The organism is Subtercola sp. YIM 133946 (assembly GCF_036553535.1).
In the GTDB taxonomy this organism is placed as follows: domain Bacteria; phylum Actinomycetota; class Actinomycetes; order Actinomycetales; family Microbacteriaceae; genus Subtercola.
Genome location: NZ_JAZHPE010000013.1, coordinates 95,538 through 111,049, shown reverse-complemented (window position 1 = coordinate 111,049; position 15,512 = coordinate 95,538). Strand labels below are relative to the sequence as shown.

Sequence of the window (15,512 nt, the reverse complement as noted above, 5' to 3'; positions counted from 1 at the left end):
CGTGGTTCATTGCCACAATAGAGGGGTGAGCATCGAGATCGAGACCGTTCCCTGGAGCCACCCCGACGGCGCCCGCCTGCGCCAGGCGCAGCGAGACGAGCTCGACAATCGCTACGGTGCCGACACCGAGCCCGGCACCAAACCCTCGGCCGAAGACATCGAAGTGTTTCTGATCGCCAGGTCTGAGGCCGGCGAACCCGTGGGCTGTGGTGCACTTCGACTGCTCGGCGGCGGGGCGGCAGAGATCAAGCGGATGTTCGTCACACCGGGCGCTCGCGGAACGGGCGTCTCGACGCAGATCTTGCGCGCCCTCGAAGCCGAGGCGCGTGCGCGCGGGCTCGTGCTGCTGCGTCTCGAGACCGGACCAGCCCAGCCCGACGCCGTGCGCTTCTACGAACGGGAGCAGTACGTGCCGATTCCGTGCTTCGGCTACTACGCCGACTCGCCGCAGTCGCTCTGCTATGAACGGATGCTCGACCTCTAGCGCAGCCGGGCCGCTTCGGCTAATGTGAACAACGTACACATTCGCGCGCGGGGGAGTGGAGCCGAGAGGTTCCGCCGGGCATCCGCAGTGTCGGTGGCCGCCGCTAGCGTCGTACCCGTTCGCAGCCGAACGACGCACCGGAATAATGATCCCGGCGCGCAGCTTGAACTGTGAACCGGCACGACCGCACCCCTACTGCTTGCAACGACAGGAGACCCGGTGTCTGACGACACAGAGATCAGAATCGCCAGCTCCGCCCCGACCGAGGTCTTCGAGGGCGGCAGCACCGCCCCCGTGAGCACCGCCCCCATGAGCACCGCCTCCGCGAGCACCACCCCCGTGGGCACCACCGCACCGAACGCCGAAGACGAGCGCCTCGCCACACGCAACCGCCTGGTCATCGGCATCCTGCTGGTCAGCGCGTTCATCGTGATTCTCAACGAGACCATCATGAGCGTGGCGCTGCCGAAGCTCATGGTGAGCCTCGACATTCCGGCCGAGCAGGCCCAGTGGGTGACAACTGCCTTCATGCTCACGATGGCCGTCGTGATTCCCATCACCGGCTTCCTGCTGCAGCGCTTCAACACCAAACCGGTCTATATCGCGGCCATGTCGTTCTTCAGCGTGGGTACGCTGCTGGCCGCCACCGCGCCCGGCTTCGACATGCTCATCTTCGCCCGCGTCATCCAGGCCTGCGGCACCGCCATCATGATGCCGCTGCTGATGACGACGGTCATGACGCTCGTGCCGCCGGCGTCGCGCGGTCGCACCATGGGCAACATCTCGATCGTGATCTCGGTGGCACCCGCCATCGGCCCCACCATCTCTGGCCTCATTCTGAGCGTGCTCGACTGGCGCTGGATGTTCTGGCTGGTGCTGCCGATCGCCGTCGTCGCCCTGGTGCTGGGTGCGCTGCGCATCCCGAACGTGACGACGCCGCGCAAGGCTCCGTTCGACGTGCTCTCGGTCATCCTCTCGGCCTTCGGTTTCGGCGGCCTCGTCTACGGCCTGACGACCATCGGCGGAGGCGGCGTTCCGGTGGGGTGGATGCCCAGCTGGGGTCCGCTCGTGATCGGGCTCGTGGCGCTCGCCCTGTTCATCCTGCGGCAGCTGCAGTTGCAGCGCGGTGACAGAGCGCTGCTCGATCTGCGCACGTTCGCGTCGAAGAACTTCACCCTGTCGATCGTGATGTTCGCCATCAGCATGATGGCGCTGTTCGGCACGCTGATTCTGCTGCCGATCTACATGCAGAACGTGCTCGGGTTGAGCACCCTGCAGACGGGGCTGTTGCTGCTGCCGGGCGGGCTGGTGATGGGGGCGCTCGCGCCGCTGGTCGGCCGCATCTACGACAAGCGAGGGCCGAACATCCTGCTGGTTCCCGGCTCGATCATCGTGAGTGCCGTTCTCTGGACCCTGACGATGGTGACCTCGACCACGCCGGTGTGGATGGTGCTGATCGCCCACATCGTGCTGAGCGTCGGCCTCGCGCTGATGTTCACGCCGCTCTTCACGGCCAGCCTCGGCTCGCTGAAGCCTGCACTGTACTCGCACGGCTCTGCGGTCGTGGGCACGGTGCAGCAGGTCGCCGGCGCCGCTGGAACGGCGTTGTTCGTCACGATCATGGCCTCGCGGGCGACCACGCTGGTGACGGCGGGCGACAATCCGATTCTGGCGCAGACCGACGGCATTCGCGCCGCGTTCCTGGTGGGCGCGATCATCTCGCTCGGTGCGGTCGTGGTGTCGTTCATGGTGCGCAAGCCGGCCGACCTGCCCGAAGGGATGCCCGCCGGGCACTGACGGCGCGGCGCTTCGCGCTCCCGTGGCACACGCTGCTGTGGCAGGGCGTCGTCGGTGGTGTTGCTGTCGCCAGCTCAGCCCAACTCGGGTCAGGGCGGCTCAGGGCAGCCCAGCCCAGCCCGGCCCAGCTCAGGTCAGGGCTCGGCGGCGGCGCTGCTCAGCGGGCACCGCTCCGGCCGGAACGTGACGAAGTGGCGTAGCGCCCTGACGGGGTCGTCGTTCTCGGCGGCCGCTCGCATGATGAGGTGGGCCTCGTCGTCATCGAGCGTGGCGCTCAGCATCGGCCCGGCGACCGCTTCGCCCGAGTCGCTCAGCACGGTCAGAATGACCAGGCGCACACCGCTGTCGCGGGCGGCCCTCGATACGTAGCCGATGAGGGTGCCCGACCCGAGAACAGTGCCGATGGCGCCGCCCCCGCCGGCGGCCGGGCGGCCCGGCGCGACGCAGACGTCGATCACGCTGCCCCGGTGGTTGCGGAACCACAGCCCCCGCGACTCGGCCCGGAACCCCACCACGATCGACCTCATGCTCACCCCTTTGAAAAGTACCCCCCGAATGGGAGACACGACCGCTGGGCTTTTCTTACGCGGATTGTGGCAGATCGTCGATGAATTCGAGGATGAGGGTGGCAAGAGCATCCGGGGCCGCCAGCGCCGAGAGGTGACCGGAGTCGACGATCACCGGCTCGATGCCCAGCCGCTCGCGACTGATGCGCTGCATGAACGGCAGGGGAAAAAGGCGGTCGTAGCGCCCGGCGACGACACGCACGTTCTCGACGGGCCAGGCCGACGCCGGCGCTGCGCTGTCGAAGATGTGCTCGCTCTGCGGCGGCTCTGCGCGACCGAGGGCCTCGGCCGTGACCTCGGGCGGCACGTCGTGAAAGAAGCCCTCGACCGGGTCGAAGACGGCGGCCGGGTCGCGGCCCTGCTCGCGTGCGTAGGCGGCGGCAGCCTCGCCCTGCCCAGTAGCCTGCCACCACGCGCCTGAGTTCTCGGCGGGCAGCGGAATCATCGCGTTGACGTAGACGAGCAGCCGCACGGGGAGGCGCTCGCAGACGGCCGCGGCGGTGAAGCCGCCGAGCGACTGGGCGACGACCACGACGTCGTCGTTCGCTGCGCCCGAGAGGGTGCCGATGCCCGTGCCCTCGGCCCGATCGGCCGCGTGTCCGTCGGCCGCGGAGGCGGAGGCGGGGCCGACCGCTCGCACTGCCTCGATGACCGCATCGGCGTAGTCGTCGAAGGTCGCGGCGTCGTCACCAGAGGGCAGATCGGGTGCCACCACGCGGTGCCCGGCGCGCTCGAGCAGGGGGCTGACGAGATGCCAGTACCATCCCTCGCCGCCGGCGCCCGGAATCAGGACGATCGTGCTCACACCGACACGGTACTGCGGTCGCGCCGCGATTGCACGGGGTAGGCGCCCCAGCCCCCGCCGTCGATCAGGCGAAGATGCGGAAGTTCGACGACACCTTGTTGACGGGCATGTACAGCGCGAAGAGCGGCACGATGATACGCAGCATGTAGGTGAGCACGAGAATCTGCCCGAAGTCGGCCAGCGCGAAGAGGCCGAGGGCGAGCAACCCGAAGAACAGCGCGCGCACGGCGGTGCGGGCCCAGTCGATGAACAGCATCGAGAAGCCCACCGACACGAGCACCAGCCCGGTGTCGACGACGAAGGCACCGGCGTGCGGGTCGGTCACCAGGTGGGCGATGCTCCACAGCACGATGGCGACGGCGGTCATGAGCACGAAGGTGAGGCCGGCCAGCGGCTTGGGCAGCGGGTTGCCCGGTGATCTCTCGACAATGTTGTTGACCATCGGTCTCGCGTCTCCTCGGTGACGACCACGGTGCCTGCGGCTCGGATGCCGCGAGCCGGCACCCCACAAGCGTGTACCCGATCAGCCTATTACGTGGCGGGTTCGTCGTGGCACACGCCCGGGCATCCTGCAACCCCGGCGACGGGGCCGCGGCGCTCACAGTAGCCTGAACGCATGAACGGCACTCCTGCGACGAAAGCCGCCGACACTGCTCGTGACAGCACGGCCCTGCGCCTGCTCGCCCGCCTCGGGTACGCCGTGAACGGCCTGCTGCACGTACTCATCGGGGTGATTGCGATCTCGATCGCCGTCTCGGGCGGCGGCGGTGCGGGCGGCTCGAGCGGTGGATCCGGCGGAAGCGGTGGTGGCAGCGGTGGCGGCACCGAAGCCGACCAGTCGGGCGCGCTCTCGCAGCTCGCGGGCAACCCGGCTGGCATCGCGCTGCTCTGGGTGATCGTGGTCGGGCTGTTCGCTCTGGGGCTCTGGCAGATCGTGTCGGGTTTTCTGGTGCGCAACAGCGACCCGAAGAAGCGCTGGGGCAAGCGGGTCTCAGAGTTCGGCAAAGCGGTGGCATACATCGCCATCGGCGTGACCGCCCTGACGTTCGCGACCGGCGGCTCGTCGAGCTCGTCGAGCAGCAGCCAGAGCGCCAGCGCGAAGCTCATCCAGACACCGGGCGGGGTCATTCTGCTGGTGGTGATCGGCCTGGTGGTGTTCGGCATCGGCGTGTTCTTCGTCGTGCGCGGAATCACGAAGAAGTTCACGAAAGACCTGACCGTTCCCTCCGGCGCCACGGGCCGTGCCGTCGTCGGTCTCGGCATCGCCGGTTACATCGCGAAGGGCGTCGCGCTCGCCGTGGTCGGTGTGCTGTTCGTGGTCGCGGCGTTCACGCTCGACCCGTCGAAGGCGAGCGGAATGGATGGCGCGCTCACCTCCCTCGCCGCGTTGCCCTTCGGCGTGGTCATCCTCGTGGTCGTGGGTGCGGGGCTGATCGCCTACGGGGTCTATCTCGGCGCCCGGGCGCGCTGGGGCAGGCTCTGACGCCATCCGGCTGCGCCGACGCCATCCGGCTGTGCCGACGCCACCAGGCTGCGCCGACGCCACCAGGCTGCGCCGACGCCTGGGTTTGCTCCACGAACGCAGGTGTGCGGTAGCGTTCTAGCAGCGGGTGAACGGCCCGCAGGGCGGGAGGCAGTCGCGTGCGCATTCTGGTGGTGGGTGCCGGCGCCGTAGGCGGCTTCTTCGGCGGCAGGCTCGTGCAGGCCGGCCGCGACGTCACGTTCCTGGTGCGGCCCGCGCGGGCGGCGGCGCTCGCCGAGCACGGCCTGCGCATCCATACGCTGAAGGGCGACGACCTGACGCTGCGGGTCAACACGGTCACGGCCGCCGAGCTCGCGGCAGCTCCGACAGCCGGGGCCGTCGATCTTCCAGAGGCGTCGCCGCCGGTCGATCGCGCCTACGACCTCGTGCTGCTGGCCGTCAAGGCGTACGGGCTGGAGCAGGCCATGGCCGACATCGCTGCGGCGATCGGCCCCGACACGATCATCCTGCCCACCCTGAACGGAATGCGCCACATCGACCTGCTGCGCGAACGCTTCGGCGCCGGGCACGTCATCGGCGGCGTGTGCGTAGTGGCCACCCAGGTCGACGACGACGCGACCATTCGGCAGGTCGCCCCCGGCGCGGCGCTCTCGTACGGCGAGTTCGACGGCTCTGCGAGCGAACGGATGCTCGAGACCGACCGCGCCCTCGCCGACGCCGGTTTTCGCACCACCCTCTCGGCCACCATCGAGCACGACATGTGGGAGAAATGGATGCTGCTCGGCGCCGGCGGCGCCCTCACCACCCTGCTGCGTGGCACGGTCGGACCCATCGTGGCGGCCCCGGGCGGAACGGAGACGGCGCTCGCGATCGTCGACGAGACCTTCGCCGTGGCTGCCGCCGCCGGGTTCCCGCCCCGAGCCGAGGCGCGCGATCGCGTCGTCTCCACCCTGACCGAGCCCGGCTCCGGTTTCTCCACCTCGCTCTACCGTGACCTCGTGCAGGGCCGAGCGGTGGAGGCCGACCAGATCGTCGGCGATCTCGTGGACCGGGGTCGGGCTGCCGGTCTCGCCGTGCCGCTGCTCACGCTCGCGTACACGTCGCTGTGCGTCTTCGAGGAGTCGCGACGTGCCGCCTGACGACCGCGGCCGCCTCCGCGTCCTGCGCACCCGTGGCCGCACCCGCGCCGGCACCCGCGCCGGCGCCCGCACCCGCGCACCACGACCGCTCGGGCTGAACCTCTTCGCCATACCGCTCGGCCTCGCCGGCCTCGGCGGCGCCTGGTCGGCGGCCGAGACCCTCATCGGCGCCCCCGGCTGGCCCGTCGAAGTCTTCTTCGCCGTCTCCGCCCTCATCTGGGCCGCGTTCAGTCTCATCTACATCGCCCAGGGTGCGGTCAGCCGCGGAAGATTCCGCGCTGACCTGACCCACCCGGGCATCGGCCCGTTCGCCTCGTACATCCCGGTCGTCGGAATCGTGCTGGCCACGCACTACGGCCAGTACGTTCCCGCAGCAGCCCCGTGGATCATGGCCGTCTTCGTCACCGCGCTCGCCGTGGTCGCGGCTCAGCTCTTCGCCCACTGGATCGTCGGCGAGCTGCATATCGACTCTCTGCATCCCGGCTACTTCCTGCCGGTGGTCGCCGGGGCCTTCATCGCGAGCATCGGCCTCTCGAGCGTCGGCGCGCACGAGGCCGCGGTCGCCGCGTTCGGCGTGGGCGTGTTCTTCTGGCTCGTGGTGGGCACCGTCGTCACCGGCCGCCTGATGACGAGAAGCCAGCTGCCGGATGCCGTCAAGCCGACGTTGGCCGTGCTGCTCGCCCCACCCGCCACCGGAGGCATCGCCTGGTTCGCAGCTTCGGGCGGCCGCAGCGGCCCGATCGAGTTCGCGTTCGGCGGAGTCGTCGTCATCATGCTGCTCGTGCAGTTCGTTCTGCTGCCCGAGTACCGCCGCCTGCCGTTCAGCCTGGCGTTCTGGGCCTTCACCTTTCCCGTGGCGTCGGCCAGCAACTTCGCTCTGCGCTGGTTCGCGTCGTCGCCATTCGACGGTTGGCAGATCGTCTCGTGGGTCGTTCTTGCCGCGGCGACGGCCGTGATCCTGGCAATAGCGGCGGCCACGGTGGTCTTTCTCGTGCGCCGTGCTGCGGCCGATACACTGGCCTGACGCGCTACCCGAGCGCAGAAAGTGGTGCGAACCGTGGATCCGATTACCGCCTCCGTCTTCAGCATCCTGTTCTTCATCATCTTCGTCGCCACCATCGTCTCCATCGTGCGCAACCCGAACCATGGCGTCTTGGGCAAGTTCATCTGGATTCTGGTCGCCTTCTTCCTGAGCCTCCTCGGCACGATTCTCTGGCTCGTCTTCGGCCGCGGCCGCGTGCGCCGCTGACCAGATCTTCGCCATCAGCGCCCTGGTCACGATGAAGTGTCACGACGCAGCGAAGCCGACGGGCTAGTGTGTTGCGATGCACATCTCACCCGAGCACCACCTGACGAACGAGTTCAGCTCGCGGCCGCCCTTCGCGGCGTCGGGAGCCGTCGACCTCGACGACGAGACTCCGCCCTCGTACCTGCTGCGCTCGGCGCTCGACCACGACCTCTCGGCGCCCGGCGAGGCAGACCTCCTCGAGTAGCGCGGCCTCGACTCAGGGCCGACCACCGCCGGACGATGGGTCTTGCCCGGCCGGTGGCGCGGCCGGCAGGGGTGCAGCCGGCGGGTCTGGTGCGGCCGGTGCGGCCGGTGGGGGTGCGGCCGCTGAGGCCGCGGAACGGCGGGCGAGCATCCGGGGCGCCACCCAGACGAGGGCGATGGTGCCGACGATGGCACGCACCACGGCGAAGACGAGCACCCACCACCCCACACTGCGGTCAGCCAGCAGCAGCGCCACGCTGATGAGTACCAGCGCGACGTCGGCCGCGTACGGCACTTTCAGCCAGAAGATCAGCCGCCGGGTGGGGTCCATGACTCCATCATCGTCGCCCGGCAGCCGAGGCGGCACCTGCGGGGCGACCGATGCCCGAACCACTCGGTGCGCGGGCACAGAGCCCGGGCATCCTCAGCTCCAGAAGCCCTCGTGCGCCACCAGGGCCTCGGCCGAGATCGCCGGGCCGACCACGGTGATCTCGCGCTGGCCGCCGTTCAGCACCACGCGGCAGTCGAGCGACATCGTGGGGTTCTCGACGTGGGCTCCGGTCAGCTCGTTCAGCTCGAACTCCGACATGGCGTACACCACGCGGCCGATGCCCGACCAGTAGATGGCGCCGGAGCACATGGCGCACGGCTCGCAGCTCGTGTAGAGCGAGTAGCCGGCGAGCCTCTCGGCGCCGATCTCGCGCCAGGCCAGGCGCACCAGGTTGGTCTCGGCGTGGCCGGTGCAGTCGTTCTCGGTGGTGACGGTGTTCTCTGCCGTGAGCACGACGGTGCCGGCCGGATCGGTGAGAACGGCGCCGAACGGATGGTTTCCGGCCGCGACCGCGCTCTTCGAGACCGCGATCGCTTCGCGCAGCAGGGCCAGGTCGGTTTCGGTGGGTGTGCTCGTCATGACTGACAGCGTACGACGTGACCCGTGCGTGCGGCCGCGGGCGACGGCCCCGCACTCACAATGGTCTCGCGCGCAACCACCCCCCGGGCATCCGCCCGCTGGGTAGCATGAGCTTCGTGCCCCCATCGCTGAAGACACCCCGGGCGCTGCCCCCACGCTGGCTGCGCATTCTGCTGCCCCTGGTGGTCGTGATCGTCTGGATCTTCATCTCGTCGCAGGGCGGCCCCACCTTCGGCACCATCAGCGAGGTCACCAACAACGACCAGAGCTCGTATCTGCCCGCCAGCGCCGAGTCGACGAAAGTGCAGGCCCTGCAGACGCAGTTCTTCGGGTCTGACACCGTTCCGGCGATCGTGCTGTACACGAGCGAGTCGGCCATCACGCCCGCCGAGGAGCAGTCGGTCGCGACCGACCTCACGGCGATCGCCGCGATCGACGGGGTGCAGAGCGTCTCGCCGGCTGTTCCCTCGAGCGACGGGCTGGCGCTCCAGGCCTTCGTCGCCGTCGATTCGAGTGCCGACGGTTCGACCGTGGTCGCCGACATGCGGTCGGTGCTGTCGGGCGATCCGATCGCCGGGGTGACATCTTACGTCACCGGACCGGCCGCGCTGGGGGCCGACTTCGGGGCCGGGTTCGCCGGCATCGACGGTATTCTGCTGCTGGTCGCCCTCGCAGCGGTGTTCGTGATTCTGCTGATCGTCTACCGGTCGCTGCTGCTGCCCGTGATCGTGCTGCTCACCTCGGCCTTCGCGCTGACCGGCAGCATTTTGCTGGTCTATGCGGTGGCGAAGGCGGGCTGGGTGACGGTGACGGGGCAGAGCCGCGGTATTCTCGCGATTCTGGCCATCGGGGCCGCGACCGACTATTCGCTGCTCATCGTGTCGCGCTACCGGGAGGCACTGCGGTTCGAGCCCAGCGCGTGGGCCGCGATGGTGATGGCTCTGAAGCGTGCGGCAGAACCGGTGGCCGCGTCGGCCGCCACGGTCATCCTCGCCGTTCTCTGCCTGCTGTTCAGCGACCTCAACTCGAACAAGGGCCTCGGTCCGGTCGCGGCGATCGCCATAGCGTTCTCGTTCCTGGCCGCCATGACCGCGCTGCCCGCCATGCTGCTGCTCGCGGGCCGGGCCGCCTTCTGGCCGTTCATGCCGAAGCTCGACGAGCGGCCGAGCGGGGCGGCAACGGGCGCGGTCGACCGGCCCATCGCGGGTCTCTGGGGAGCGGTGGGGCGGATGATCGCCCGCCGCCCGCGCGTCACGTGGATCGTGACCGTGCTGCTGCTCGGCGTCTGCAGCCTCGGCCTGCTGCAGCTGAGTGCCAGCGGCGTGCCGCAGACCGACCTGCTGCTCTCGCAGTCGCAGTCGGTCGCCGGGCAGAAGGCGCTGGCGCAGCACTACGACGCCGGCAGCGGAAGCCCCGTGGTGGTCGTGACGCCGGAGTCACAGGCCGACGCGGCGCTTGCGACGGTGACGGCGGCGCCGGGGCTCACCGATGCGTTCGTCTACACGGGCTCGCAGGCCGGCTCGTCTCAGGCAGGCGGCTCGGCGTCGCAGACGGGCGGCTCGGCCCAAGCCGGCGGCTCGGCTCAGGCAGGCGCCGGTGCCGGTGCGAGCGGCAAGGCGGCGGGTGTGCCGCCACCGGGGTCGGCGGCTGGCCCGGTGGTCATCGACGGCCAGGTTCTCATCGAGGCGACGCTGACCGACGCGGCCGACTCCGACGCGGCGCAGCAGGTGGTCGTCGACCTGCGCGGCCAGCTCGCGAGCTCGGCGCCCGGCTCGCAGGTCGGTGGCGTCACGGCCCTGGCGCTCGACACCAATACGACGGCCCAGCGCGACCTCGTCACGATCATCCCGATCGTTCTGCTCGTCATTCTGCTGGTGCTCATGCTGCTGCTGCGCTCGATCGTCGCGCCGCTGCTGCTGATCGGAACCGTGGTGCTCTCGTACTCGGCGACGCTCGGCATCTCGGCGGTGGTGTTCAACCACGTGTTCGGTTTCGCCGGGGCAGACCCGTCGGTGCCACTGTTCGGGTTCGTCTTTCTGGTGGCACTCGGCGTCGACTACAACATCTTTCTGATGACCCGGGTTCGCGAAGAGTCGATGCAGCACGGCACTCGCCCGGGCATCCTGCGCGGGCTGGCCGCGACCGGCGGGGTGATCACCTCAGCCGGAATCGTGCTGGCCGCGACATTCGCCGCCCTCGGTGTGGTGCCGATTCTGTTCCTGGTGCAGATCGCGTTCATCGTGGCGTTCGGTGTGCTGCTCGACACGTTCATCGTGCGTTCGCTCGTGGTTCCGGCGCTGGCGTACGACATCGGGGCGCGCATCTGGTGGCCGTCGTCGCTCGCGCGGGTGTCGGGGCCGCACCACCTGAAGCACCGCGGCGAATCGCCGGGGGCGCCCGATGGAGTGTCGGGTGGGCCGACCGAAACCGCCGCCGCGGCGGGTGGGATGGGCGCCCCCGCCGCGGCACGCGACCCCGCCGCGCCCACCGAACCGCGCACGCCGAACGAGGAGACCCCGTGACCGTGCCCACGAGCATCACCCGCGTCGACATCAGGGGCGCCGCCCTGGCCGTGACAGACGCCGGCGTCGACACCCTCCCCGTCGCCATCAACGCCCACGGGCTGATGTCGAGCCGGGCCGCCGCCATCGCATCGGGCGTCGGCGACTTCAGCGCGGTCGGCGCAGCGGAGGCGCCCGGCGGCCACCGTCGCCTCGTCAGCTTCGATGCCCGCGGCCACGGCGAGTCGAGCGGATCGACCACCGCGGCCGACTACGAGTGGCCGAACCTCGCCCGCGACCTCCTCGCCCTGGCCGATGTCTTCTCACCGACCAGGCCGGTCGCGGGCATCGGCCTCTCGATGGGAACCGGCACGTTGCTGCACGCGGTGACGCACCTGCCGAATCGGTTCGACCGGCTCGTGCTGACGGCCCCGCCGACGGCGTGGCAGACCCGGGCCCTGCAGTCGCGCATGTACGACTCCATGGCCCACCTGTTCGAGACCGGCTCGGCCGACGACATCGCTTCGGCGCTCGCCGCCTCGCCGGTGCCGCCGATCTTCGCCGACGTACCCGGCTACGGCGGCCGGCCCGACATCGACCTGAGCCTGCTGCCCGCGGTGCTGCGCGGCGCCGGTCGCTCTGACCTGCCGGCGCCCGAGGCGATCGCGGGCATCGGCCAGCCCACGCTCATTCTGGCGTGGGCGGCCGACCCCGGGCATCCGGTGTCGACCGCTGCAAGTCTCGCCGAGTTGATCCCCGACTCCGAGCTGGTGGTGTCTGAGACGAGCGCGGATGTTCGCACCTGGGGCCGGCGCGCGGCCGCGTTTCTGGCGCGATAGCCGCGCGGCGTTTCAGGCGCGGCGGCGGTAGAATCGTGCGATGAGCCGAGCCGCGGGTGCCATCGACGTCGGCGACGCCGACGCGGGCGTCGCCCACGAACCGCGTGCCTGCGACGGCGCCCTCGTTCGCGCCTTCGGCTTTCTCGGCAAGCGCTGGAACGGGGTGATCCTCGGCACGCTGGCCGAAGGCCCCCTGGGTTTCAGCGAGCTGCGCCGCGGTGTGCGCGGTATCAGCGATTCGGTGCTGTCTGAGCGGCTGAGCGAATTGACGAAGGCCGGCCTGATCATCCGGGCGGTGGATGCCGGGCCACCCGTCGCGGTCGACTACCGTCTCGCGCCGTCGGGTGTGGCGCTGCTGCCCGCCATGAAGGCGCTCACCACGTGGGCGCGGGAGAACCTGCCCGAGGTCGCTGAGCCCTAGGCGGCAGAGTCCTGAGTCCTGGGCGTCAGTGGCCGTTGAGCGCCGGACGCCGGCGATCGCCGAGACCTGGCCAACAGTGGTCACGGGCCGGGCTCTACGCCTGCACTACGACCGACAGTTGTTGCGTCAAGTAAGCGGGGTAGAATCGGGTGGTGGCAGACCAGAGCGTTCGAGGCGAACCGGCGGGGGAGCGCTGGCTGACGCCCGACGAGCTCGCCGCCTGGAAGAAGTTCATCGCTGTCGTCGAGCTGCTGCCCGGGGTGCTCGACAGCCAGCTGCAGCACGACGCCGAGCTGACGCACTTCGAGTACTTCACCCTGGCGATCCTGTCAGAGGCGCCGAACCGCACGCTGCGCATGACGGCGCTCGCGGCATCCACCAACGCGACGCTGCCCCGGCTGTCGCATGTCGCGAGCCGGCTCGAGAAGCGTGGCTACCTGGCGCGCACTCCGTGCCCCGAAGACCGCCGGGCCACGAACGCCTCCCTCACAGCTGAGGGTTGGCAGAAAGTTCGCACAACCGCTCCCGGCCACGTGGCCACCGTGCGGGGTGCGGTGATCGATCCGCTGACCCGCCAAGACGTCGCTGACCTGGGCAGAATCATGACGAAGGTGCTCGGCCGGCTCGACCCTGAGAACCGGTTTCAGTCGAACGGCGAATAAACCGGGGCGGCGTAACGTTCACGTAGGCGAACCAATCACCGTGGCCGGCCGAGTTCGTTGCAGCCGCCGCACCTGTTCGAGATTCGAAAGAAGATGAGTCATGACTTCAACCACCTCTGCCCCCGCTGCCGCCGCCGGAACCTTCGCGATCGGCGGTGACCTCAGCGTCAATCGGCTCGGTTACGGCACGATGCAGCTCACCGGTTTCGGAGTCTGGGGGCAGCCCGACGACCACGACGGGGCCGTCGCCGTGCTGCGCCGTGCCGTCGAACTGGGCGTGAACCTGATCGACACGGCCGACGTCTACGGCCCGTACGTGACCGACGCGTTCATCCGCGAGGCGCTGTACCCCTACGCGTCTGACCTCGCGATCGCCACCAAGGTGGGCTTCACCCGCCAGGGTCCGAACCAGTGGATTCCGGTCGGCCGCCCCGAGTACCTGCGCCAGCAGACCGAGCTGAACCTGCGCAACCTCGGCGTCGACCGCATCGACCTGCTGCAGCTGCACCGCATCGACCCGAAGGTCGCCCTCGAAGACCAGATCGGCGAGCTGAAGAAGCTGCAGGATGAAGGCAAGGTGCGCCACATCGGGCTCTCTGAGGTGTCGGTCGACCAGATCGAGGCCGCCCGGGCCATCGCCGAGATCGCCTCGGTGCAGAACATGTTCAACCTGACCAACCGTTCGTCTGAAGACGTGCTCGACTACGCCGAGGCGAACGGCATCGCGTTCATCCCGTGGTTCCCGCTGGCCACGGGCAAGCTCAGCGGCGAAGGCTCGCCGCTGGCCTCCATCGCCGCCGAGCACGGCAGCGCGCCGAGCCAGCTCGCGCTCGCCTGGTTGCTGCGTCGCTCGCCGGTGATGCTGCCGATTCCAGGCACCTCCTCGGTGGCGCACCTCGAAGACAATGTCGCTGCGGCAGCCATCGAGCTGAGCGACGACGACTACGCCACGCTCGACGCGGTGCAGAAGTAGCACACCAGCTCGGCTCGCCCTCCCACCGGGGCGAGCCGGGTCGGCGCGGGGTCGGTGCCGGTGGGTGCCCGGGGGTGCCGCGTGGGTGCCGGATGCGCGCCCGGTGACCGCCGATCAGGCGTCGGGTGAGCGCCGGGTGCCCGTCAAGGGGTTCGCGCGAGTGGCCCCGGCCCGGCAGTATTAAGTCATATCGACCGTTTGGAGACCACTATGCGCGGCAAAGTCACATTCGTATTCATTCTGATCATCGCTTTTCTCGCCTACGTGCTGGGGGCGAAGGCAGGCAAGAGCCGGTACAAGGAGATCAGCACCGCCGTCAACAGCTTCTGGAACGACCCGCAGGTGAAGAAGGCCCGTGTTCGCGCGGTCAAGAGCGCCAAGCAGGCCACCGCCGACGCCACCAAGGCAGCCGAGAAGGCTGCGAAGAAGGCCGGCAAGAAGGCGCAGAAGCGCTTCAGCTGAGCGCCGCGGGTCGACGGGCCAGTGTGACACGCGTCTCGTACGGCATCACGTAGGTGTCGTGTGCGGCGAGCTGCGGATGCTCGTCGAGCAGTCGCTCGATGCGCCCCAGCAGCGCCGTGCGCTCGTCGGGCTCGAGCGCGATGATGTAGCTGCGCGACGAGACCATCGCCAGCAGTTGCTCGCGGGTCATCGGGTTGTCCCAGAAGAACTGGGCGTGCTCGACGGTCTCGAGTGGCGCGCCCAGGGATGGGGTGAGCGTGTCGTAGTCCTCCGCCGCCGACGACCCCATGATCTCGCCGAGCCGGCGAACCCAGTCGACGCTCTGGTCGCGGATATTCCACACCAGCGCCACCGCCCCGGCCGGAGCCAGCACGCGGGCGACCTCCCGCGACGCGCGCTCGACGTCGACCCAGTGCCACGACTGGGCGAACGTCACCAGATCTGCGCTGCCGTCGGGCAGGGGCATCGACTCGCCCGTTCCGCGCACCGCCGTGACCGTGCCGAAGTTGCGTTCGAGCCCGGCACGCATCACGTCGTCGGGTTCGACCGCCGTGACGTCGAGGCCCCTGGCCACCAGCGACGCGGTGAACTTGCCGGTTCCGGCGCCGACGTCGACGACTCGCAGCGGGGAGGGGGCGGTGCCACCGGGCGCACTACTGGTGCGCGATGGCTCGATGTCGGGGCGCGGGCTGCCGTTGGGTGCCGCTGCCGCTGCAGATGCGGATGCGGGTTCGGTCTCGGAGGGAAAGCTGCCGGTGGTCGCCGCTGCGGGCGCGGGCGCGGGTTCGGTGTCGGAGGGGGAGCTGCCGGGCGTGGCCTGGGCGAGCATCCACTCGACGGCGGCGTCGGGGTAACCGGGGCGGCCGCGCTCGTAGTCGGTCACGTTCGTACCGAACGACAGCGCCAGTGACCTGTCACGTGCCATGTGCACACCTCTTCTGCGTCACGTCTTCTCTGTCACGACGGGCGGCCGCATCG

Annotated in this window: 19 protein-coding genes; 13 read left to right on the top strand and 6 right to left on the bottom strand. The window is 69.6% G+C overall.

All coding sequences use genetic code 11. From position 1 onward, the window contains the following. Positions 1-25: 25 nt before the first annotated feature. Together V3W46_RS03720 and V3W46_RS03715 are read left to right on the top strand one after the other, a co-directional pair. The gene (locus V3W46_RS03720; RefSeq protein WP_331781747.1) at positions 26-484 is read left to right on the top strand and encodes a GNAT family N-acetyltransferase; all 459 of its coding nucleotides are present in this window, start codon (positions 26-28) and stop codon (positions 482-484) included. Positions 485-793: 309 nt separating this feature from the next. Further along, entirely contained in the window at positions 794-2,281 is a 1,488-nt protein-coding gene (locus tag V3W46_RS03715; protein ID WP_331781904.1) for an MDR family MFS transporter, read from the top strand. 134 nt (positions 2,282-2,415) lie between these two features. Here the strand turns inward: V3W46_RS03715 and V3W46_RS03710 are convergent, their stop codons facing one another. The 3 genes from V3W46_RS03710 to V3W46_RS03700 form a co-directional block, all read right to left on the bottom strand. After that, entirely contained in the window at positions 2,416-2,808 is a 393-nt protein-coding gene (locus V3W46_RS03710; RefSeq protein ID WP_331781746.1) for a hypothetical protein, read from the bottom strand. Positions 2,809-2,863: 55 nt separating this feature from the next. Beyond that, on the bottom strand, positions 2,864-3,652 hold the full coding sequence (locus V3W46_RS03705; RefSeq protein ID WP_331781745.1) for an alpha/beta fold hydrolase: 789 nt from the start codon (positions 3,650-3,652) through the stop codon (positions 2,864-2,866). Between the two features lie 64 nt (positions 3,653-3,716). Further along, positions 3,717-4,094 (bottom strand): hypothetical protein, encoded by a 378-nt coding sequence (locus tag V3W46_RS03700; RefSeq protein WP_331781744.1) that lies wholly within the window; start codon positions 4,092-4,094, stop codon positions 3,717-3,719. 174 nt (positions 4,095-4,268) lie between these two features. On the opposite strand from V3W46_RS03700, the gene V3W46_RS03695 reads away from it, so the two are divergent. The 5 genes from V3W46_RS03695 (at position 4,269) to V3W46_RS03675 (ending at position 7,767) form a co-directional block, all read left to right on the top strand. After that, entirely contained in the window at positions 4,269-5,135 is an 867-nt protein-coding gene (locus tag V3W46_RS03695) for a DUF1206 domain-containing protein (RefSeq protein WP_331781743.1), read from the top strand. 158 nt (positions 5,136-5,293) lie between these two features. Continuing rightward, on the top strand, positions 5,294-6,274 hold the full coding sequence (locus V3W46_RS03690) for a ketopantoate reductase family protein (RefSeq protein ID WP_331781742.1): 981 nt from the start codon (positions 5,294-5,296) through the stop codon (positions 6,272-6,274). Continuing rightward, a complete protein-coding gene (locus tag V3W46_RS03685) occupies positions 6,264-7,298 on the top strand; it encodes a TDT family transporter (protein WP_331781741.1) in 1,035 nt (344 codons plus the stop codon). The genes V3W46_RS03690 and V3W46_RS03685 overlap by 11 nt, the downstream gene beginning before the upstream one ends. Before the next feature lie 33 nt (positions 7,299-7,331). Next, positions 7,332-7,523 carry a PLDc N-terminal domain-containing protein gene (locus V3W46_RS03680; protein WP_331781740.1) on the top strand — a complete coding sequence of 64 codons (192 nt, stop codon included), beginning with the start codon at positions 7,332-7,334 and terminating at the stop codon, positions 7,521-7,523. Between the two features lie 76 nt (positions 7,524-7,599). Further along, the gene (locus tag V3W46_RS03675; protein ID WP_331781739.1) at positions 7,600-7,767 is read left to right on the top strand and encodes a hypothetical protein; all 168 of its coding nucleotides are present in this window, start codon (positions 7,600-7,602) and stop codon (positions 7,765-7,767) included. Positions 7,768-7,779: 12 nt separating this feature from the next. Here V3W46_RS03675 and V3W46_RS03670 read toward each other — a convergent pair whose 3' ends face one another. Both V3W46_RS03670 and V3W46_RS03665 read right to left on the bottom strand, forming a co-directional pair. After that, positions 7,780-8,175, bottom strand: coding sequence for a hypothetical protein (locus tag V3W46_RS03670; protein ID WP_331781738.1), 396 nt, complete (start codon positions 8,173-8,175; stop codon positions 7,780-7,782). Positions 8,176-8,190: 15 nt separating this feature from the next. After that, entirely contained in the window at positions 8,191-8,676 is a 486-nt protein-coding gene (locus V3W46_RS03665) for a nucleoside deaminase (RefSeq protein WP_331781737.1), read from the bottom strand. 116 nt (positions 8,677-8,792) lie between these two features. On the opposite strand from V3W46_RS03665, the gene V3W46_RS03660 reads away from it, so the two are divergent. The 6 genes from V3W46_RS03660 (at position 8,793) to V3W46_RS03635 (ending at position 14,534) form a co-directional block, all read left to right on the top strand. Continuing rightward, entirely contained in the window at positions 8,793-11,198 is a 2,406-nt protein-coding gene (locus V3W46_RS03660) for an MMPL family transporter (protein WP_331781736.1), read from the top strand. After that, positions 11,195-12,016 (top strand): alpha/beta fold hydrolase, encoded by an 822-nt coding sequence (locus V3W46_RS03655; RefSeq protein ID WP_331781735.1) that lies wholly within the window; start codon positions 11,195-11,197, stop codon positions 12,014-12,016. Before V3W46_RS03660 ends, V3W46_RS03655 begins: the two co-directional genes overlap by 4 nt. 40 nt (positions 12,017-12,056) lie before the next feature. Next, complete coding sequence (locus V3W46_RS03650; RefSeq protein ID WP_331781734.1) at positions 12,057-12,437, top strand: winged helix-turn-helix transcriptional regulator; 381 nt, start codon at positions 12,057-12,059, stop codon at positions 12,435-12,437. A gap of 152 nt (positions 12,438-12,589) precedes the next feature. Continuing rightward, positions 12,590-13,099: a MarR family winged helix-turn-helix transcriptional regulator gene (locus V3W46_RS03645; protein ID WP_331781733.1), complete on the top strand. Its 510-nt coding sequence runs from the start codon at positions 12,590-12,592 to the stop codon at positions 13,097-13,099. A gap of 100 nt (positions 13,100-13,199) precedes the next feature. Continuing rightward, positions 13,200-14,072 (top strand): aldo/keto reductase, encoded by an 873-nt coding sequence (locus V3W46_RS03640; RefSeq protein WP_331781732.1) that lies wholly within the window; start codon positions 13,200-13,202, stop codon positions 14,070-14,072. A gap of 210 nt (positions 14,073-14,282) precedes the next feature. Beyond that, positions 14,283-14,534 carry a hypothetical protein gene (locus V3W46_RS03635; protein WP_331781731.1) on the top strand — a complete coding sequence of 84 codons (252 nt, stop codon included), beginning with the start codon at positions 14,283-14,285 and terminating at the stop codon, positions 14,532-14,534. Here the strand turns inward: V3W46_RS03635 and V3W46_RS03630 are convergent. Continuing rightward, complete coding sequence (locus V3W46_RS03630; RefSeq protein WP_331781730.1) at positions 14,527-15,459, bottom strand: class I SAM-dependent methyltransferase; 933 nt, start codon at positions 15,457-15,459, stop codon at positions 14,527-14,529. The genes V3W46_RS03635 and V3W46_RS03630 overlap by 8 nt on opposite strands. Positions 15,460-15,512 lie beyond the last annotated feature (53 nt).

Bases quoted from the DNA above. Each gene is read 5' to 3' on its own strand.
- V3W46_RS03635 (WP_331781731.1), top strand. From the start codon at position 14,283: ATGCGCGGCAAAGTCACATTCGTATTCATTCTGATCATCGCTTTTCTC.
- V3W46_RS03695 (WP_331781743.1), top strand. From the start codon at position 4,269: ATGAACGGCACTCCTGCGACGAAAGCCGCCGACACTGCTCGTGACAGC.
- V3W46_RS03650 (WP_331781734.1), top strand. From the start codon at position 12,057: ATGAGCCGAGCCGCGGGTGCCATCGACGTCGGCGACGCCGACGCGGGC.
- V3W46_RS03640 (WP_331781732.1), top strand. From the start codon at position 13,200: ATGACTTCAACCACCTCTGCCCCCGCTGCCGCCGCCGGAACCTTCGCG.
- V3W46_RS03665 (WP_331781737.1), bottom strand. From the start codon at position 8,676: ATGACGAGCACACCCACCGAAACCGACCTGGCCCTGCTGCGCGAAGCG.
- V3W46_RS03715 (WP_331781904.1), top strand. From the start codon at position 794: ATGAGCACCGCCTCCGCGAGCACCACCCCCGTGGGCACCACCGCACCG.
- V3W46_RS03675 (WP_331781739.1), top strand. From the start codon at position 7,600: ATGCACATCTCACCCGAGCACCACCTGACGAACGAGTTCAGCTCGCGG.
- V3W46_RS03710 (WP_331781746.1), bottom strand. From the start codon at position 2,808: ATGAGGTCGATCGTGGTGGGGTTCCGGGCCGAGTCGCGGGGGCTGTGG.
- V3W46_RS03630 (WP_331781730.1), bottom strand. From the start codon at position 15,459: ATGGCACGTGACAGGTCACTGGCGCTGTCGTTCGGTACGAACGTGACC.
- V3W46_RS03700 (WP_331781744.1), bottom strand. From the start codon at position 4,094: ATGGTCAACAACATTGTCGAGAGATCACCGGGCAACCCGCTGCCCAAG.